The following is a 21,182-nucleotide window of genomic DNA, read 5'->3' on the forward strand; positions in this document are numbered from 1 at the left end:
AAATTTATTTCTACTAATTATATTTATTTCAATTCAGTAACCATCAAACTTCTTAATGTGCATGTTCTACTTTTTCAATATAAAACCGCTCTGCATCTAATTTTTCCATATCGGTCATTTTCACTTTGTAATTTTCGCCACTGGTTTTTAAAATAGATTTTATTTCTGCCACGGCAATAACCGGGAAGTATTTTGCAAAAAGGAAAAAGCAGGTAAAGAACAATCCAAATGTTCCCAAATAAAATCCAATTTCCCAAATAGATGGTGAGTAGTAAGTACTCCAACTGCTGGGTAAAAAATCCCTGTAAACTGAGGTAACGATAATCACAAATCTTTCGTACCACATACCAATATTTACAATGATGCTCATGAAGAAGGTGAAAGTAATATTCCTTCTTAATTTTTGGCTCCAGAATACCTGCGGAGATGCAACGTTACAGAACATCATAAGCCAGTAACTCCAGCCGTATGGTGAATTAATGTTTACCCTGTTTTCTTTAAACGCCCACCACTCGTATGGGTTTTGTCCATACCATGCAATAAACAATTCAGTTAAATAAGCACAGCCTACAATACTGCCTGTTAATACAATTACTTTATTCATTGCTTCAATATGGCCCAGGGTAATATAATCCTGCAGGTTCATTACTTTGCGTACAACAATTAATAAGGTTTGTACCATAGCAAAGCCAGAAAAGATAGCACCGGCAACAAAATAAGGTGGGAAAATTGTAGTATGCCAGCCTGGTACAATTGAAGTTGCAAAGTCAAAAGATACTATTGTATGCACAGAGAGTACAAGCGGTGTACTTAGGCCTGCTAAAACCAAGGAAAGCGATTCGTGCCTTTGCCAATGTTTAGTGCTACCCGTCCATCCAAAAGCAACAATACCATAAAAGAATTTACGGAATTTAGTTTTTGCCCGGTCTCTTACTGTAGCCAGGTCGGGAATTAAGCCGGAGTACCAAAACAGTAAGGATACAGTGAAATAAGTAGATATGGCAAATACGTCCCAAAGAAGGGGAGAATTAAAGTTTACCCAAAGTGGCCCACGGGTATTGGGGTAAGGAAATACAAACGGCGCCATCCACACACGGCCCATATGCCATATTGGGAACTGACCTGCACACATTACGGCAAAAATTGTCATGGCTTCTGCGGCACGGTTTACGCCTGTGCGCCAACCCTGACGGAACAATAAAAGTATTGCAGAAATAAGCGTACCAGCATGACCAATACCTACCCACCATACAAAGTTGGTAATATCCCAACCCCATCCAATGGTTTTGTTCAGGTTCCACTGGCCAATACCATACGCCACATCCCGGTAAACACTGTATACACCAAATATGAGCAAGGCCACACTAAGATAAAATCCGATATACCAAAGTACGCTGGGTTTTGCTTCTATTGGGCCGATAATATCTTCGGTTATCTGGTGATAATTTTTATCGCCATCTACAAGTGGCTCCCTGGTTTGTGATTCGTATTTGAGTAATGACATAGTTTTATTTATATTAACTACAAACTACTGGTTTTGTTTTTCTCTTGTTTATATTAGTGCTGTACCGGTGTACTTTTATTCTTTTCTCCTTCTTTATGAGCTGCTAATCCTGCGTGTTCATCTTGTACTGGAAAGCTAACTTCCCTGTCGGTATTTCTTACCTTGGCCAGGTAACTCACATTGGGCAGTACGTGCAGGTGCTCCATTACATAAAATGTACGGGTTGCATCTGTTCTTACTTTGCTGATATCGCTTGCCGGGTCGTTTACATTACCAAAAGTAATGCTATGGCTTGGGCAGGCTTGTGCACACGCAACTTTTACATTACGCACCAGTGATGAATCCTGCTGCTTTTTGGCTTCCAGTTTACTTTCCTGTAAGCGTTGTACACAGAAAGAACATTTTTCAATTACCCCACGGCTGCGTACTGTAACATCGGGGTTCAACACCATTCTTGGTAAATCATCGTTCATTGCAAATACCACTTCATCAAGGTCTGCTCCACGGAGGGGCTCCTGGTTATTAGGGAAACTATCGGCTCCATTATAATCAAGCCAGTTGAATCTGCGCACTTTATAAGGGCAGTTATTGGCACAATACCTTGTGCCAATACAACGGTTATAAGTCATTTGATTAAGGCCTTCGCTGCTATGGTTTGTTGCTGCTACCGGGCATACATTTTCGCAAGGCGCATTATCGCAATGCTGACAAAGCATAGGCTGAAAAAACACATCAGGGTTTTCTTTATCGCCGGCAAAATAGCGGTCAATACGCAGCCAGTGCATTTCATGGGCACGCTGTACTTGTATTTTACCTACTACACTCACATTATTTTCTGCAGTACAGGCTACAACGCAAGCGGAACATCCTGTGCAGGTATTGAGGTCAATACTCATTCCCCATTTTATGCCGGGCTTGTCGTAATACGGATAAATTGTAGCATCCTTTACGTAATCTGAGTATCCTTCAGGAATCAATATTGATCTTTCATGAACAGCTTCTTCTAAAAGCGATTCAGGATTTTTAATATATTCTTTTAAACTTGTTTCATAAATCACCGGACGGTTTTCGGTAAAGCCGTGCACCTGTGTTTGCGCCAGTGGATAAGCAGATGCCGAAGATTTTTCTACAGTTGCTATTGCATCATATTGTATGCTCTGCCCATCAAAACCGGTGAATACAAATGCGTTTTTACCTGATTTATAAGCAGCACGACCAATGCGGTCATAATTTACTGCATCGCCTTCTGCCCGGCTTTGCCTTCCGTAACCCAAAGCTATGGCTACCGTACTTTTTTCAATACCTGGAATTATCATTACTGGTAACTCCATTGTGCGTCCGTTTACCGTAACTTTCACTACGGGTTTTTCCGGGGTTACTTCATATTTATCTGCATCTCTCTGGCTATTCAACACATCAAGGCCTGTTAATTCTTTTGCCAATGACGGGCACATTAATGCGTAGTTGTCCCAGGTTACTTTTGAAACCGGGTCAGGCAATTCCTGCAACCAGGGATTGTTGGCCTGGCTACCGTTACCTACAGAAATTTTTTGATAAAGTACTACCTCATATTTTCCGGATTTAACTGAAGAAAGTTTTGAAACTGCTTCCGCCAGTTTTGCAGCACTATAAATTGCGCCGCCAATAGAAACAGCAGCCGGGGTAATTACGCCATCCTGCAATGCTTTTTCCCAATTATCGTTTCCACCAACCTTTCCAAGCCAATAGGATTTAAAATAATCGGAATAATTTGCTTGCGTACCAGAAACCGGCGCCACAGCAACCTTTAAACTATCGGTACCTGAAGCAGCAGATGCTATTACAGCACCTGTGAGCGCTAATAAAGAATCTTCAAATTGCCTGGTTTTAAACAAGGGGTTTATTACCGGTTGAATTAAACTGAAATTTCCGGTATGTGGTTCCGCATCGCCCCAGCTTTCCAGCCAGTGGTGAGCAGGAACAATATATTTACAAACTTCTGCAGTTTCATCAAGCGTACTGCTATAGGAAACACTTAAGGACAATTTTGCAATGGCATCACCCAATTTTTTCCCGTCAATATAAGAATAAACAGGGTTTACACCATATACCAATAAGCCGCCAATAGCGCCTTTATCAATATCATTTGTGAGCATTACAAATTCAGAATCCAACCCTTTGGCAACATTGTTGTTTACTGCCCAGTTAATTGTTGTACCATTTGCTCCAATCGCTTCATTTATGGCATTTACAACAAGCTGTATATTGGCATCGTTGCTTCCGCAAACCACTAATGCTTCTCCTTTTGCAGCACTAAGTGCTGTGGCTGCAGCTTCAATACCTTTAGCTAATTTAGCATCATTAATAGCCGGTGAGGTAACTGCACCGCCAAGTTTTGCCAGTAAAGCCAAAGCAATTGACCCAGTTTCAGAAGGTTTATGCATGTACCGATCGTCGGCATTGCTGCCGGTTAAACTTAGGTTACTTTCAAACTGTATATGCTTGCTAAGCGAAGGGTTTTCTTTTTTGATACGGCGGTTTTCTGCATATTGTGCCGTAAACTCCACCGGGCTCAGCCAGGTGCCCAAAAAGTCTGCACCCAAACTTACAATGGTTTTTGCTTTGTTAAACAAATAAGAAGGGATTGCTTTTTTACCATAACAGGCTTCATTTGCCATTAGCATACCACTATAGCTTATTGCATCATATTGCACATGCCTGCTTCCCGGATATTTTGCCAGGAATTTTGCAATAAGATCAAGTGTGGTTACAGAATTAATAGTAGCCGTAAGTAATACTATTGGCTTTCCTCCCAATGCAGCAATATTGCCGGCAATGAGTTTGTCCATTGCATCAAAACTGGTTACTTCTTTATATTCGTTATTTGATTTTTGAAGCGGGTGGCGAAGCCTTGTAGGATCATAAAGATCTAAAACGCTTGCCTGCACTTGTGCAGAGGTACCACCATTGGTTATTGGAGAAAGTTCATTTCCTTCAATTTTAATTGGCCGTCCTTCTCTTTGTTTCACCACAACACTTATTGCGGTACCACTATTTACAAAAGTACTTGCGTAATAATTGGCAATACCCGGTATTATTGTTTCGGGCCTGTTTAGAAAAGGTACCGTATGGCGAACCGGGGTTTTACAACTTGCAATGGCAGCTGCTGCGGTGCTAAAGCCAAGATATTTCAAAAAATCCCTGCGTGGGGTTTTAGATTCCAGCAGGCTTTCTTTTTGTAATTCTTCTATGGGCAGCAGGTCTTCATTAAACTCATGCTTTGCCGATTCACTGAACGATTCTGAATGATTAAAGTCACCAAAACTTTGCCAGTACTTTTTATTACTCATATTCTAATAATTCATTAAAATGATCCGGTATATCCGGATTAACTAATTAATAATGACATTTTTGACATTCGGTTCCACCTATTGACTCTACCGTTACGCTATCCATCTTATGGTTCTTTATATCGTTATGAAACTTTTCATAAATACTGTAGAATTTATTGCCTTCTCCGGTTTCTTTATTAAAGAAATCTACCTTGGTTTCCCTATGGCAATTTATACACCAACCCATGCTTAAATCACTAAACTGCTTTACTTCGGGCATTTCCTGGATATTGCCATGGCAGGTTTGGCATTGTTGCTTCCCTACTTTTACGTGCTGACTATGATTAAAATAAACATGATCGGGCATGTTATGCACTTTTACCCATTCTATTGGCTTTGCACCATCGGGTATACCGTCTCCGTCGTTATCAGGTTTGTAGGCTTTTACATCGGGGTTCCAGCCGGCATAAGCATACAATTTTTTTATTTCATCTGTTCCGTTTACTGCTGTACCATCCGCTCTCTTCAACTCTAACTTTCCGGTATATTCAGATACAGCCATGTGGCAGTTCATACAAACATTAACGGTGGGTATTCCTGCCTGTCTGCTATCTTGTGCGCCTCCATGGCAATATAAGCAGCTTATTTGATTGATGCCGGCATGTACTTCATGCGAATAGAAAATGGGTTGCTCGGGTTGATAATCTTTTTGCCTGCCAAGGCCAACATAAGTATTCACCAAAAAATATCCTGCTACGGCAAATAAAGCCAGTATTAAAGTCATCATATAAGCCTTGTTCCTAAAAAACGGGAGTGGCTTGCTCCTTTCTATCCCTATTTCTTTATCGGAAAAATCACGCAGCTTACGGTTTATTTGAAATAATACAAGCGCTACAATGGCTAATATTAAAGTAAGGATGCCATAAAGAAGGGAATTATCCGATGACTTTGCAGCGCCGGCTATTGTATCGCCACCCGGGGTTTCGGTAGGTACCGCAAAATCATCAACGTATTTTAAAATGGCATCTATTTCTTCATTCTTAAGCGCAGGAAAAGCCGTCATTGTAGTGGGCTTCCATTTGTTAAACAACTCTTTTGCAAAAGGATCTTTTGCAATCATTGCAGCAGGATTATGTATCCAATCGTAAATCCAGTTTCCTTCAGGAACCCTGTCTTTCCAGCCTTTTAATGCAGGCCCCGCAAAGTCTTTATCTACTTTATGGCAACTGGCACAGTTGGCTTTAAACAGAGCTTCACCATTTTGTGCAAAAGCCCAGTTACTACTAAAAAAACAAACAAGAAAGAATATACTTGTTAAGATATTGTGAATGATTTTTCTATGTCGGCCCATACAGTTAAAGTCTTGTGTGGAAAATCCTTATACGGTTGCAAAAATAAGGTAGTAGGGTTATAATATATCAACATTGTTAAAAAAAATTTTCCTTATCAGGGCTGTATTTCAGCGAATTGTGATTTATTGTATATTATAATTGTCATGAAAATGTAAGTATTTATGCTATTGGAAGAAAGTATTAAATGGCTGGTTTTTTTTAAAAAAAATGAAGCACTTTTGCGCATGTTTAAAAAATTACAACACAAATGGAAGGTAAATGGATGGCGATTAATACTCATTTTGTTGGGATTTACCATTGGAGGCAGTTTATGTGGCTGGCTGGGTCGTAAAATTTTATTATTAACAGGTATGGAAAAAGGGGTTTGGTGGGTTATAGCCTATATAATATTAGTTACGCTTCTTTGGCCGCCCTGTGTTTTACTGGTGAGTGTATTTTTAGGTCAGTTTTCATTTTTTAAAAAATATATTTCAAAAATCTTTAACCGGATAGGCGGAAGAAAAGAAAAAAATGGGTGAGCCCGTTAATATAGCCATTTTTGCCAGTGGCGCAGGCAGTAATGCCGCCCGGATTATTGAATACTTTTGCGGTAACGCTGCAATAAAAATTTCTTTAATCGCCAGTAATGTACCTGCTGCCGGGGTATTAACCATTGCAGCCAGGAATAATATAGATACCTTATTAATAAATAGAGAAAATTTTTTTAAAGCTGATGCATACCTGCCTGTTTTAGAAAAATATAAAATAAGCTGGATTGTATTGGCCGGGTTTTTATGGAAAATCCCCTCAAAATTAATTGCTGCCTATCCGCAGCGCATCATCAATATACATCCTGCGCTTTTGCCCGGGCATGGCGGCAAAGGAATGTATGGGCATTTTGTACACGAAGCCGTAATAACAAATGGCGATACGGAAAGCGGCATCAGCATACATTTTGTAGATGAATTATACGATCATGGTAAAATAATTTTTCAGGCAAAATGCCCTGTTGACAAAAACGATACTGCGGATAGCCTTGCAAAAAAAGTGCAGCAACTAGAGCATACTTATTTTGCCCCCGAAATTCAAAAACTCATTTTGCAAAATTGCAGTTAAAAAAATGGATGCTGCTTTTGTTTTGAAAAATCCTGTTTATTATTGACAGCTAAAACCCAAATCATTGCGCCTTTTTTTCTTATTAATTCTTACTGCCTGTTTAAAGCCTGCCACATGCCAGCAAATACTTTACGGCCGTGTGTTTGATAAGAGTAAAATTAATTTTGTAGAAAATGCAAGGGTAATAAGTACGGGAGGAAAAATGGCCTTAACAGACTCTATGGGAAGGTACAGCATTACCGTGATGACTGGGGACTCTGTTTTTTTTGTGTACCAAAATAAGCCCACACAAAAATTTGCCGTAAACGCAATTAACAACTTCGATAATTTTAATGTATCGCTACACATTTATGTTTCATCTAAATACAGCCTGCTAAAAGAAGTAGTGGTGGAATCCAAAACCCATAGGCAGGATTCTATTGAAAACAGGCAACAATATGCAAGCGTTTTTAATTTTCAAAAACCTGGCCTGGTAAGCGGTACAGGTGTTGACGGAACGGTTGGCTTTGATGCCAATGAAATCATCAATACCTTTAGGTTCAGGCGCAACAAAAGGATAAAAGCCTTTCAACACCGGCTGGAAAAAGAAGAAGAAGAAAAATACGTTAACTACCGTTTTAGTAAAATATTTGTGGGCCGCATCACCCGTTTACAATCCCCTGCATTGGACAGTTTTTTAGTAAAGTACCGGCCCGGTTTTGAGTTTACTTCACAAAGCAGTGTACTTGAGTTTAACCAATATGTGCTGGATGCCAGCTACCAGTTTAGAAAGATTTACCGGGTACAGAAAAAAAATTAAGTTTATTATTGGTTTCCAAAACTAATTACCAAAAAAAAAATTTAACCCTGCTGCAGTTTAATTTATTTTTATGGAATGAAACCATTAATACTTTTTGTTTTTACTCTATGCAGCTATGTGCTTGCATTTACCCAGCCCGATACCACTCAAAAAATAATTGCCGGAAGAGCCAACAGCTTTATTCAGCAACAAAAACCTTATGTAGTATTAATTTCCATAGATGGGTTCCGGTATGATTATGCAGAAAAATTTGATGCAGTAAATATAAAAGCGCTCAGCATAAATGCAGTAAAAGCTGCATCCATGATCCCGTCTTATCCTTCACTTACTTTTCCCAATCATTATACCATTGCTACTGGCTTGTATCCATCTCACCATGGCCTGGTAGGTAATTTTTATTACAACCGCATGAAAAAGGAAAGTTATGGCATGAAAACAGAACGCATTGTAAAAGATGGAAGCTGGTATGGTGGTACGCCTATTTGGGTATTGGCAGAAGAGCAACAAATGCTAAGTGCAAGCTTTTATTGGGTAGGATCCGAAGCAAATATTAAAGGCATTTATCCTACATACTATTATTCTTACAATGAAGATATACCGAATAAACGCCGGATTGAAATTATTAAAGATTGGTTGCAACTGCCTGCAGAAAAAAGGCCACACTTAATTACCGTTTATTTTCCCGAAGTAGATCATGCAGGCCACAAGTATGGACCCGATGCCAAGCAAACAGCCGATGCGGTAAAGCAGGTTGACTCTGTAATTGGCAGGTTAAATGAAGTGGTAAAAAGCACTGGCTTGCCTGTAAATTTTATTCTTGTATCTGATCATGGTATGACAAAAATAGATACGGAAAACACAATTAAATTGCCCGATGTTGTGGACACTTCAAAGTTTATTATTCCCCGAGGGGCAGAACTACTGATGCTTTACGCTAAGAATAAAAAAGATGTAAAAAAAACCTACAAACAATTAAAGGCTACCCAAAAGGATTTTACAGTTTATCGTCCAAATAAAATGTCAGCAATACTGCGTTTTTCTACAAAAGATGACTGGCAACAGCATATTGGTGATTTATTACTTATACCCAACTGGCCAAAAATTTTTTATGCCGGAAATAAAAAACCTTCGCCCGGTGCACATGGATACAACCCTTATTTAGTAAAAGATATGCATGCCATATTTTACGCATGGGGGCCGGCATTTAAAAATAACTTAACCGTACCTTCTTTTGAAAATGTAAATGTTTATCCAGTAATTACCTCTATACTTGGCTTAAATATTAATGAGCCCATTGATGGTACTTTTAAAATTGCCAAAGAAATACTGTATTAATATAAGTATATTTTTATTGCCAATACGTAAAATAGCGAATAGCCTAAATTAATAAATATAATTTATTAATTTTCAAGTTAATGCTATTTATAAAATGAATACCCAACTTCCTGGGCCGGTTAATATGGCGGATCGTTCAGCAATTTTAGATATCCTTAGGGGATTTGCACTCCTCGGTGTATTGTTGGACAATCTTTTTGCATTTACCGGGTGGGGATTTATAACCCAGGTACAAAGGGAAGCATTGCCTACATGGCATGCCGATAAAATTGTGGGTATGCTCGAAAACGTATGGGTAAACGGAAAGTTTTACAGCTTGTTTTCTTTATTATTTGGAATTGGGTTTGCTATTATTTTAATAAAAAATGAACAAAAGGGCAATAACCCGTTAAAAGTATTTTACCGCAGGTTATTTTTTTTGTTTTTGTTTGGAATTATACACCTATTTTTTTTCTGGGAAGGCGATATTTTATGCCTTTATGCGCTACTGGGTTTTACACTGCCGTTGTTTAGAAAACTATCTGACAAAAAAATAATTTTTCTTGCAGGAGCGCTTTTACTTTCACCCATGCTTTTAGATATTTTCTACATATTATTTCATTACAACCCCGGATTATCTCTTGAGAATATTGCCCAAAAAATTGATAAGAAAAACGGAATACCTGCTGATAATTTTGGCAAATATTTATTTGAAAATAATGCAGGCTGGCAGGAGTGGAGAAACTGGCAGGCTACGGGCTATTTGTACCGGTACGCTTACATACTGGGCAGCAACCGCATCCCAAAAGTATTGGGTATGTTTTTACTTGGATTTTATGTAGGCAGAAAAATGATGTACCTGCATTTGGATGAATATATTTCTTTGTTTAAAAAATTGCGTTTTTGGGGTTTTATCATTGGTCTCCCATCAGCATTTGCCTGCTTTTATTTTGAAATTTTCCAAAAACATATTCCCAGCCCTGTGGGTTTACTGCACTCTTTATTTTATGCATTGAGTGTAGTGCCATTATGCCTGGCTTATACCTCAATTATTTGCCTTACTTGGGTAAAAAACAAAGGCCAGGGCAAGCTTACCATTTTTGCACCAATGGGCAGGATGGCGTTAACCAATTACTTAGCCCAAACTTTTATTGGGATTTTCGTTTTCTACGGGGTAGGTTTAGGCTTTGGTGGTAATATTGGGCCTTCGGTTTATATTCCCATTGGCATTGGAATATACCTGCTGCAAATGCTGTATAGCAATATATGGTTTTGGTATTTTTATTATGGGCCTTTTGAATGGGTTTGGCGCATGGTAACTTATGGAAAGCCACTCAAAATGATTAAATCAAAAAATGACCTATTAAGTTTTTAGTGAGGCTGATTTTTTAGCAGGTATTTAAACAGGGTAAGAAAAGACAAATAAAGTTTTACCGCACGGCGGCTGCCGGATAGGAGCGGGAAGCCAAACGCAGTGTAGCTTACAGCGTATAGCCGGAACTAATACCGAGAGATGTACAGCAGCCCACAGCCCCAAATGCAGCATTCGTATATCTTTTGTACTCTAATAAAGTACCGCAAATAAATTTCAATTTTTCCCATTTAAACAGTTAAGGTACATTTGCCTATGAAAAAGTTATTTCTGTTAACCCTGGTTTGTTTTTCATCTGCTGTTTTTGCCCAGCAAAAATGGAACCTGCGTACCATTGTAGATTATGCTATGCGCAACAACCTGAATATACGCATGAGCAACCTGCAGGCAAAAAATGCCGAACTAATTTTTAAGCAAAGCAAATTATCTCAATACCCCAATGCCAGCTTTAGTACCAGCTTTAGCGCCAATAGCGGAAGCAACCAAAACCCGGTTACTTTTAGCCGCATTACAGAAACCTATTTATCATCGGGTATGCAACTGCAAAGCAGCGCCGATATTTTTAATTTTTACAGCAAGCGTAATACTATTGCCGCCAACCAATGGGAAGTGCAAGCGGCCCAGGCACAAACTGATAAACTGAAAAACGATATTGCCCTGAGCGCTGCAAATGCTTACCTGCAAATATTACTGGCCAACGAGCAATTGCAAATTGCCAGGGTACAGTTGCAGCAATCGCAATCGCAATTTACAACTATACGCAAGCAGGTAAAGGCGGGAGCTATGCCAGAACTCAATGCATCTCAGGCAGAAGCACAGGTAGCAATGGACAGCGCCAATTTTATTAATGCATCGGGTACTGTAAGCCAAAGTATTTTAAACCTAAAAGCATTTATGAATATAGATGCTGCTACTGCTTTTGAAGTAGAAACACCCGCAGTGGAACAAATTCCTGTAGAAACTTTTGCCGAACTGCAACCGCTGGATGTGTACAACTCTGCACTGGCCAACCAGCCGCAGCAACGCTACAATAGCTTTAAATTAAAAGCTGCAGAAAAAAATACCGCTTCTGCAAAGGGTTCTATGTATCCTTCTCTAAGCATTTTTGGTACATTGGGCAGCGGCTACAACAATAAATACCAAACTATTACGGGAATTAATACAACCATTAACGGCACATTGCCCATTGGCACCGTAAATGTAGGTGGTACAGATTATACGGTTTATACACCCAATGTGATGAACACTCCTTTGTATAAAAAACAAAATTATACCCACCAGCTTTCCGATAATTTCCGCCAAAGTGTTGGCTTAAGTTTAAGCGTGCCTATTTTTAACGGCGGCAGCCTGCGTAGCAATTACGAAAGGTCTAAACTAAATTATCAAAGCCTGCAATTGCAAAAAGATATTGACGACCAAAAATTAAAACAGGATATTTATGCGGCTTACAATGCGGCTTTTGTTGCATTACAAAAATTTAATGCAAGCAAAAAAACAGTGGAGAGCAATGAAAAAGCCTACGATTTTGCCCAAAAACGGTTTAAAGTAGGTATGCTAAGCACATTGGAGTTGCTTACGCAGCAAAATAATTTATTACAGGCAAAACTGGAATATAGTTTTAATCATTTTGATTATGTATTTAAAATTAAAGTGCTGGAATTTTATAAAGGCATTGGCTTAAAACTTTAATTTTTACAAGTAATTTTGAAGTTAAAAATTATTAATTCGTAGCAGAAAAGTAAATATATTATGAGTAAAACAGTTAAATGGGTTTTAATAGGCGGTGTATTATTATTGGCAGCTTTGGCGGTAATGGCCAAAATGGGTTTATTTGGAAAAAGCGAAGGCATAAAAGTTTCGGCGGAAAAAACAGCCAACCGTACCATTATTGAAGTGGTAAATGCCTCGGGAAAAATTTACCCGGAAGTAGAAGTAAAAGTAAGCCCTGATATTAGCGGAGAAATTACCGAACTCACCGTTGCCGAAGGCGACACAGTTAAAAAAGGCCAGTTGCTTGCCCGTATTTATGCAGATGCATATTCCATACAAAAAAACCAGGCCATTAGTGGCGTAGAGCAAAGCCAGGCACAGGTAGCCAACTCCGAAGCGGCATTGGGAAGTTTAAAAGCCCAGGTGGACCAGGCGAAAAAAACCTACGACATGCAAAAAAAATTGTATGACGAAAAAGTGATTAGCCAAAGTGAATTTAATATTGCCGATGCCAATTATAAAACTGCATTAGCCAATTATAATGCAGCAGTTGCAGGCATTAAAGGTACCAAGGCAAGTGTACAAAGCGCCAAGCAAAACCTGGCACGTGCCAATACCGATTTGGGCCGTACCATAATAACCGCACCTATGGATGGCGTAGTAAGTTTGCTGAATGTAAAAGCAGGAGAAAAAGTTGCAGGCAACAGCTTTAATGTAGGTACAGAAATATTGCGTATTGCCGATATGGATAAAATAGAAGTACAGGTAGATGTAGGTGAAAACGATATACCAAAAGTAAAACTTGGCGATAGCGCCATTGTTTTTGTAGATGCTTATAGTGATAGAAAATTTAAAGGTATTGTAACCCAAATTGCCAGTAGCAACAACGGAGCTTCTTCAAGTTCTCTTGCAGGCTCCGGTACAGATGTTACACAGTACAAGGTTTACATACGCATTTTAAAAACCAGCTATACCGATCTTTTGGCAAAAGGCAGTTTTCCATTCAGGCCGGGCATGAGCGCCAATGCCGATATACAAACCAGCAGGAGGGAAAACATAGTAAGCGTACCCATAAATGCCGTTACCACAAGAGAAAAACCCGACAGCCTGAAACCTAAACATTCCACCGCAGAAAACGATGATCTTGATATTGTGGTTTTTGTAACAGACAGTGCAAACACGGTAAAAAAAGTTTTGGTAAAAACCGGCATACAGGATATTAATTATATTGAAATTAAAAAAGGGCTTTCTGCAGGGCAAACGGTTATTAGCGGCCCTTACGATGTGGTAAGCAAAACCTTAAAAGAAAATGACAAGGTGAAAGTGGTAGACAAAAAAGAATTGTTTGAAATAAAAAACAATAAATAATCCCGCTTTACCATTTTAAAGAAATATTTTTTCTGCAGCTAAAATGCTTTCTGGTTTTCCTACATCCTGTAGAAGCCCATTGCTATGGTCGTAAGCCATAAGTTTTTGCTGGCCGCATAGCTTTAAGTATATATCAATAATAGAAAATTTGCCCTCATCTGTTATCATGGGCAACAAGCTGGTATCAATAATTTGTATGCCGCTAAATGCTTTTTTAATTCCGTTAAGTCCTTTTACCTGCCCGGTATTATCATTTTTCCATCCGCAAAGCATATGGCTATCGTTAAATAAAAGATAGCGGCTTGTTTTTCTTTCGGTAACTGCCAGCGTTGCCAAGGACTGCTGTTGGCAATGTTGTTCATACATTTTAGCAATATTTAAATCGGTCAAAATATCGGCGTTCATTAAAATAAAATGTTCAACGCCTTCAAAATAATGTGCAGCTCTTTTTAAACCGCCCCCAGTTTCCAGTACCGCATCGGTTTCATCGCTAAAACTAACCGATGAGCCCCAGCCATTATTTTCCGTTACCGCATCTATAATTTGTTCTGCAAAATGATGCACATTTATAATTACCTTATTTATTGCAAAGCCTTGCAGGTATTCTATATTACGCTGCAACAAAGATTTGCCATTTACCAGGGCCAAGGCCTTGGGATGCTTATCTGTCCAGGGCTTTAGCCTTGTGCCTAAACCTGCAGCGAGAATCATTGCTTTATGGATCATGGTTACATTTTAGTGAGCCAGTTTTTTTTATTGGTATGTGTTACCTGCATTTTTACTTTAAACTTATTTTTTAAGTGCCTTGCCAGCGCTTCAGCAGCATATACGCTCCTGTGCTGCCCGCCGGTGCAACCAAAATTTATTATAAGCGAGGCAAAGCCTCTTTTTATATAATCGGTTACGGAAATATCAATAAGGGTAAAAACGCTATTGAGAAAAACAGGCATTTGTGTTTGTTGTTCCAAAAAATCCTTTACCGGTTTATCCAGGCCGTTCAATGTTTTATATTCATCAAAGCGGCCGGGGTTTAAAATCCCCCGCATATCAAATACAAATCCGCCGCCATTTTCGGAGCTATCCAAAGGGATGCCTTTTTTATAAGAAAAGCTGTTGATGGTAACCAGCAACGGGGTTTCGGCTGTTGCCTGAAAAGGTGTGAATTGCTCTATAATTTCGTTGCTGGTGCAAATTTGCAACAGTTTATCCAGTTCGGGTAATTCTATTCCGGGGTTGTGGTTATTTAAAAATTCATTTAAATTTTTTAATGCAAGCGGTATGCTGGTTAAGAAATGTGCTTTGCGTTCAAATAATCCCCTGAAGCCGTATGCGCCCAACACCTGCAACAAACGAATAAGCACAAAACCATAATATTGTTTTTTAAATAAATCTGCATTTACTTTTTCACCTGTTTCGTTTTCAAAATACCCAATAAAATCAATCAGCAATTTTTCTTTCCAGGCATCGGGTAAGTTTGCCCTTGCCTGCCATAGCAATGAGGCAGCATCATATTGCGGCGCTCCCTTCATGCCACCCTGGTAATCAATAAAATTTACTTCATCGCTGGCGCCAATCATAATATTGCGTCCCTGGAAATCCCGGAACATAAAAGTTTGATATGCAGAGCCTGTTAAAAAATCACTCAATTTATTAAAGTCATTAAGCAGTTTTTGCTTGTCATAAGGCTTTGCTAAAGTATCCAGGAAATAATATTTAAAATACAGCAAATCGGCCAGTATGGCTTCTTTGCCAAACTCGCTATTGGTAAGGCAACGGGAAAAATCTACTTCCTTTTGAGCCTTTACCTGCAATGCTGCCAATTGCTTTAAACTTTTTTGATACAGTTTAAATACTTCATCGGTTAATCCTTTTGCATCCACTACATCCAGCAAGCTTTGCGTACCAAAATCCTGTTGAATATAGGTTGATTGGTCCTCGCTTACGGCATACACCTGTGGCGTTGTGAGCCTTAATTTTGTAAATACCCGTGAAAAATAAATAAAGGTTTTGTTTTCCTTAATATTTTTTCCCACAGTGGCTATATAACAGTTGCCCTCAGTTTTAATACGGTAATATTGCCTGTCACTACCTGCCTGCGGTAGTTTATCAATACCCGTAATAGGGCTGTTGCTGAACTGCTTAAAAATATTTTCTACCTGTTGCATATATAAAGTGCGGTGAAGGGTAAAAATAAAACATTTCGGGGAGCTAAGGAAGGAGAAGCCAGGCATACAAAGGTATAATTCATGCTGCTTATTGATTTCGCAATTAAAAAATCCATTTATTATTCAGTAAAAAAATAACTACCTTAACTCTTAAAATGATTGGCTTATGACAACAATTGCATTATACAACCTTAAAGGCGGTGTAGGAAAAACAGCATCCTGTGTAAATTTTTCTTACCTCGCTGCTGCAGATGGCTTTAAAACATTATTGTGGGATATTGATCCGCAGGGTTCTTCCTCATTTTACTATAAAGTAAAACCCAAACAACATCCCGGAATAAAAAAATTGATTACTAAAGATGCACACCTGGAATCGGCAATAATGAGCAGCGATTTTGAATTGCTGGATGTAATACCTGCCGACAACAGCAGCAAAAGTTTTGATATTATGCTGGAAGAAATGAAGAGCAGCAAAAGTCGCATTAAATCGGTATTAAAACAACTCGACGGTGAGTATGATTTTGTGTTTATTGATTGCCCTCCGGGCTTTAGTGCATTAAGCGAAAACATTTTTAATGCAGCAGATATTGTGCTTATGCCTGTAATTCCTACAACTTTAAGCATCAGAACTTATAATATGGTAAAAGATTTTTTTAAAGAAAAAGACCTGGATATAGGTAAATTAACCTGCTTTTTTACCATGGTAGATTTGCGCAAGAACATGCATAACGAAATAATGGAAGAGCTTTACAAGGACAAAAGATTTTTTCAAAACTATGTTCCCTACTTGAGTGATGTAGAAAAAATGGGGGTGCATAAAGCGCCAATTATGGAATTTGCCAACAGCAGCTATGCCTCAAAATGTTACCGTGAACTTTGGACAGAAATTAAAGAAGGCGTATTGGAATAAGCTTATCTTTGCGGCCAAATTTTTAAAAAATTTTATATGACGAGATCATTATTTAGCTGGTACAGCAATGCATTGGGCGAAGAAATGCCCATAGTAAGTTACGGCCATTACGGATTTGCCCTTTTACTCGTTCCTACAGCAGCAGCAGATTACCTGGAGTACGAAAGGTTTCAATTAATTGATTCATTAGCACCTTTGATTAATGCAGGAAAAGTTAGGGTGTTTTCTGTAAACAGCGTTAACAAGCAAAGCTGGTTAAATAACGAAATGGAAGGGGCGCATAAGGCCATTAGGCATAATCAGTTTAACCAGTATATTTTTGAAGAAGTGGTTCCCTTCATACGCACCAATACTTCAAATGAAACACCAATAATTACCTGCGGTGCATCATTTGGCGCATTGCACAGTATGAACTTGTTTTTAAAACGTCCCGATATTATTAATGGGGTTATTGCCATGAGTGGCGTTTATAACCTTACGGAATATTCAAAAGACTTTTATGACGACCAGGTGTACTTCAACAGCCCGGCTCATTACGTACCCAACCTTACCGACGACTGGTACTTAAGTAATATCCGCAATAGCCACCATATTCATATTCTTACTGGCAGCGGCGATTATGAAGATCCGCAGGCTTCCCGTGATTTTTCGGGTGTGCTTGCCTCAAAAGGCATTAACCACGAACTGGATGTGTGGGGAACAGAATGGAAGCATGACTGGCCCACCTGGAGAGAAATGCTGCCTAAATATTTAGAAACAAGGTTTTAGTATTATAAAGAAATTATTTTACATAAAAAAAGAGCAATACTAAATTGCTCTTTTTTATGCCTGGTTTAAACTTAATTTTTAATTACTTTATAGGTTTGGGTAACCCCATTATTAATTACCTGCAACAAGTAAATACCAGAAGGTAATTTAGCCGTATTAATATTTTCTGTAATGGCTGCTGTGGTTTTATTGGCTTGCCTGCTCCACAGAACGGCTCCCGTTGCAGCATTAAGTACAATTTTGTAATTGCCGCTTACGCCTTTGCCTATTAATATTGAAAGCTTGTTTTTAAATGGATTAGGGAAAACCACATTGCCATTTTCGGCGGCATCCACTGCAATTTCTCCTTTGCTGGTTTTGGAAATTTCTGTATTGGGTTGAATTACAAAATTATTTTCCAGCAAAGAAATTTTGCTATCCCATAAATTTTCTTTTATTGAAAAGCCTGCAATATATTGCCATGTACCTACCTGGGTAAGCCCAATCCTTAAAGTACCGTTTGCATCTGAGGTTACATTTATAAACTTAGCATAATCGGTAGTATTATAATCGGTAACAATAGTATCTCTCCTTGTTCCAATTACAATTATTGTTTTACCTCCTAAAATTGCACGGCTTGCAAAAAAGCTCATATCATAAGTTTTGCCGGGCACCAGGCCATACAGTAAAATATACCTGTTAATGGAAGATAAAGAATTAAAGCGCAGCACATCCGATGGGCATATTGTAGCCCCGGAAGCATAGCTCGAACCGTTATCTACCATTCTTGCCGAGTAACTTAATGTGGCTCTGATGTTACTTTGAGTTCCATTGCTGTATTTAAAAACAGAGCTGCCCGAATTAATTTGTTCTGAAATTGCCCAGTTGTTCCATTCCGGGTTATTATAATTATAAACTGCATTGGTAAGGTTTACATTAATAATTTTATCCGATGCGGTTGGTTCGGCTATTACAGTAACTATAATATCATCTGTTGAAAAAACGCCTGTATTGTCGGTAACTTTTAGCCGGAATGTATAAGTACCTGCATTGGTAAAACTTACAGAAGTTGAACTATTGCTTGGAGACGTAATGTTAACACCCTGTGCTGTGCCCCCAACCTGCGTCCAGGTATAAGAAGAAATTATTCCATCTGCATCATAAGAATTAGCTCCATTTAATAATGTGGTATTGGCCGGTAGCTGAAGAATAATATCATTTCCGGCTAATGCTATTGGCGGTGTGTTACTTTCTGCTGCCGCTTGATTTACAATTACGGAAATAGTATCTCTTCCAATAGCGCCGCTATTATCACCAACATCAAGGCGAATAAGATATACGCCAACAACAGGAAAACTAATAGTAGTTTGTGCAAGCCATTCATTGGTTATTTGCGCCTGGGCAGGCCCGCTAATCATTATCCAGTTGTAAGCAGTAATAAATCCATCTGCGTCATAAGAAGAGGAACCGTTAACATTTACCTGGTTTGTGGGTAAAGTAACAGTCATGTCATTTCCGGCAATAGCTACGGGTGGCTGATTGGCGGAAATTGTTCCATTTACCTGTAAAATCATTACATCGGTTGCTGATGCGCCCTGGTTATCGGTTACTTTAAGTTGGTATTGGTAAGTTCCCTGTGTGAGGCCGGTAATAGATGTTGTGCCGGAGCCTGGGCTGGTAATATTTCCTCCTGATGGACCAGATATTTTTGTCCATAAATAAGACGCTACGCTTCCATCTAAATCGGTACCAACCCCATAAACAACTACATTGTTTGTTGGTAAAGTAATTATAATATTATTGCCTGCATCAGCCAAAGGTGGTTGATTAGCGGCTTTTACAATTACAATAATATTGTCTGTTGCAGTTGCCCCATTATTATCGGTTACTTTTAACTGAAACTGGTAATTTCCCTGAGATAAGCCGGTAACAGTTGTTATAGCAGAGCCTGGGCTGATAATTGTGCCTGCTGCCGGCCCGGATACTTTTGCCCATAAATATGATGCTACTGTTCCATCTGCATCTGAGCCGCTGCCGGCTAATGTTATATTGTTTACCGGTAACTGAATGGAAATATCATTACCTGCATTGGCCGCCGGAACCTGGTTGGCAGCATTTACCGTAACGGTAATATTATCTGTAGCTGTTGCCCCTTTATTATCAGTTACTTTTAATTGGTATTGATAAACTCCCTGCGCCAACCCTGTAATTGTAGTAGTTGCATAAGCTGGACTGGTGATTGTTCCTGCAGCAGGGCCGGAAATTTTTGTCCATAAATAAGAAGCAATGGTCCCATCGGTATCAGTTCCGCTTCCCACTAAAGTTGTGCTGTTTGCAGGCAACTGAAGGGTTTGATCGTTTCCTGCAAGGGCAACAGGTGGTTGATTGGCGGCAAGTACGGTTACCGTCATATTATCGGTAGATACAGCGCCAATATTATCGGTTACTTTAAGTTGAAGCTGGTAGGTTCCCTGCACCAAACCTGTAAGTGTAGTAGTTGCAGAGGCGGGATTGGTGATTGTTCCTGCAGCAGGGCCGGAAATTTTTGTCCATAAATAAGAAGCAATGTTTCCGTCGTTATCAGTTCCGCTTCCTACTAAAGTTGTACTATTGGCTGGAAGTTGTAGGGTAATATCATTTCCGGCATTGGCAATAGGTGCTTGGTTGCCAGCCGGTGGAGTTGCTCCCTTTGTTTGCCTCGCCATCCACTGATAAATATTTTGAGAAATCCCATCAAGGGTAAAGTTTTCCGGCTGCCTTCCCTGCCCACCATAGAAATAAGACCAGCAGCAATGGCCGCCGCCGCCAAAATTTGTTTTAACGTAAATGGCAGAATTGGGTACAGTTAGGTTCATTCGGTCAACAACGGTTCTTGTATCCCTAAAATCATTTACCTGTTCAAAGCCCAGGTACCTGCCACCGCTCCATGCAAAATTATCCATCATGTTGGGATAAGGCTGGTTATCCGCAGGCTGCACCCCTTCCACCGTTACTACCGCAGCAATTTGCGAAGCGAAAGTATAAGGCCCACCATAATTATCTCCGCTTACAAAAGTAGAGGAGCACCATCCTCCATGAGAAAGCCCGGTGAGATAAAGTTTATTGGAATCTATTCTATAAAGCCCTTTTAAAATTTGGAGCTTATCGTTCATTGTAGATTCTACAGGATAGGACTGAGCTGTTTGAAGGCTAATTACAATAAACTCAACCGTATTGCCATCAACGTTTACATTCCCGTTCCAACCCATGGCAATATATGCACCCGGGCCGTTTGATATTACGGCATTTGCATTGGTACCCACTTCTCCAAGGCCGGGAAAAAATATAATGGTGGGATAATTCTTGGTTGGGTTACTGGCATAGGAAGATGGCAAATGAACATATGCATTCCAGCCGGTTACATTAATTAAACTCTGCTGCGATTGTACTCTTAACGACAGGTGAAATAAAACAAAAACAATAGCAGAAAGCCTGAACACTTTTTTCATGAATAATTTCTTTGGATTGGGGTTTAACTATAAAAATTTCAAACAAA

The 21,182-nt window shown here is 39.2% G+C and carries 15 protein-coding genes; 9 read left to right on the forward strand and 6 right to left on the reverse strand.

The features are described from left to right. Nucleotides 1–52 precede the first annotated feature (52 nt). From nrfD to IPO46_06280, 3 genes are read right to left on the reverse strand one after another with little or no spacing between them, the layout of a single operon-like run. Nucleotides 53–1,504, reverse strand: a complete 1,452-nt coding sequence (nrfD, locus tag IPO46_06270; protein ID QQS64179.1) for a polysulfide reductase NrfD — start codon at nt 1,502–1,504, stop codon at nt 53–55. Between the two features lie 53 nt (nt 1,505–1,557). Next, entirely contained in the window at nt 1,558–4,833 is a 3,276-nt protein-coding gene (locus tag IPO46_06275) for a TAT-variant-translocated molybdopterin oxidoreductase (GenBank protein ID QQS64180.1), read from the reverse strand. 46 nt (nt 4,834–4,879) lie between these two features. Next, the gene (locus tag IPO46_06280) at nt 4,880–6,166 is read right to left on the reverse strand and encodes a c-type cytochrome (protein QQS64181.1); all 1,287 of its coding nucleotides are present in this window, start codon (nt 6,164–6,166) and stop codon (nt 4,880–4,882) included. Between the two features lie 162 nt (nt 6,167–6,328). Between IPO46_06280 and IPO46_06285 the strand changes: the two genes are divergently transcribed. The 7 genes from IPO46_06285 to IPO46_06315 all read left to right on the forward strand — a co-directional run bounded on the left by IPO46_06285 (nt 6,329) and on the right by IPO46_06315 (nt 13,825). Further along, a complete protein-coding gene (locus IPO46_06285) occupies nt 6,329–6,685 on the forward strand; it encodes a hypothetical protein (protein ID QQS64182.1) in 357 nt (118 codons plus the stop codon). After that, on the forward strand, nt 6,678–7,262 hold the full coding sequence (locus tag IPO46_06290) for a phosphoribosylglycinamide formyltransferase (GenBank protein QQS64183.1): 585 nt from the start codon (nt 6,678–6,680) through the stop codon (nt 7,260–7,262). Before IPO46_06285 ends, IPO46_06290 begins: the two co-directional genes overlap by 8 nt. A gap of 139 nt (nt 7,263–7,401) precedes the next feature. Further along, nucleotides 7,402–8,061, forward strand: coding sequence for a hypothetical protein (locus tag IPO46_06295; GenBank protein QQS64184.1), 660 nt, complete (start codon nt 7,402–7,404; stop codon nt 8,059–8,061). Nucleotides 8,062–8,136: 75 nt separating this feature from the next. After that, nucleotides 8,137–9,396 (forward strand): alkaline phosphatase family protein, encoded by a 1,260-nt coding sequence (locus tag IPO46_06300; protein ID QQS64185.1) that lies wholly within the window; start codon nt 8,137–8,139, stop codon nt 9,394–9,396. A 94-nt stretch (nt 9,397–9,490) separates the two neighbouring features. After that, on the forward strand, nt 9,491–10,750 hold the full coding sequence (locus IPO46_06305) for a DUF418 domain-containing protein (GenBank protein QQS64186.1): 1,260 nt from the start codon (nt 9,491–9,493) through the stop codon (nt 10,748–10,750). 252 nt (nt 10,751–11,002) lie between these two features. Further along, nucleotides 11,003–12,436 carry a TolC family protein gene (locus IPO46_06310; protein QQS64187.1) on the forward strand — a complete coding sequence of 478 codons (1,434 nt, stop codon included), beginning with the start codon at nt 11,003–11,005 and terminating at the stop codon, nt 12,434–12,436. 60 nt (nt 12,437–12,496) lie between these two features. Then, nucleotides 12,497–13,825: an efflux RND transporter periplasmic adaptor subunit gene (locus IPO46_06315; GenBank protein QQS64188.1), complete on the forward strand. Its 1,329-nt coding sequence runs from the start codon at nt 12,497–12,499 to the stop codon at nt 13,823–13,825. A gap of 15 nt (nt 13,826–13,840) precedes the next feature. Here the strand turns inward: IPO46_06315 and IPO46_06320 are convergent, their stop codons facing one another. Both IPO46_06320 and IPO46_06325 read right to left on the reverse strand, forming a co-directional pair. After that, on the reverse strand, nt 13,841–14,551 hold the full coding sequence (locus IPO46_06320; GenBank protein ID QQS64189.1) for an NTP transferase domain-containing protein: 711 nt from the start codon (nt 14,549–14,551) through the stop codon (nt 13,841–13,843). A gap of 2 nt (nt 14,552–14,553) precedes the next feature. Beyond that, a complete protein-coding gene (locus tag IPO46_06325) occupies nt 14,554–15,990 on the reverse strand; it encodes a phosphotransferase (GenBank protein QQS64190.1) in 1,437 nt (478 codons plus the stop codon). Between the two features lie 166 nt (nt 15,991–16,156). Between IPO46_06325 and IPO46_06330 the strand changes: the two genes are divergently transcribed. Beyond that, the gene (locus IPO46_06330) at nt 16,157–16,900 is read left to right on the forward strand and encodes a ParA family protein (protein ID QQS64191.1); all 744 of its coding nucleotides are present in this window, start codon (nt 16,157–16,159) and stop codon (nt 16,898–16,900) included. A gap of 36 nt (nt 16,901–16,936) precedes the next feature. Continuing rightward, nucleotides 16,937–17,668: an esterase gene (locus tag IPO46_06335; GenBank protein ID QQS64192.1), complete on the forward strand. Its 732-nt coding sequence runs from the start codon at nt 16,937–16,939 to the stop codon at nt 17,666–17,668. A 71-nt stretch (nt 17,669–17,739) separates the two neighbouring features. Here the strand turns inward: IPO46_06335 and IPO46_06340 are convergent, their stop codons facing one another. After that, complete coding sequence (locus tag IPO46_06340; GenBank protein QQS64193.1) at nt 17,740–21,135, reverse strand: tandem-95 repeat protein; 3,396 nt, start codon at nt 21,133–21,135, stop codon at nt 17,740–17,742. Between the last annotated feature and the right edge of the window lie 47 nt (nt 21,136–21,182).

It is taken from the genome of Chitinophagaceae bacterium (assembly GCA_016699815.1).
Taxonomy (GTDB): Bacteria; Bacteroidota; Bacteroidia; order Chitinophagales; family Chitinophagaceae; genus Ferruginibacter.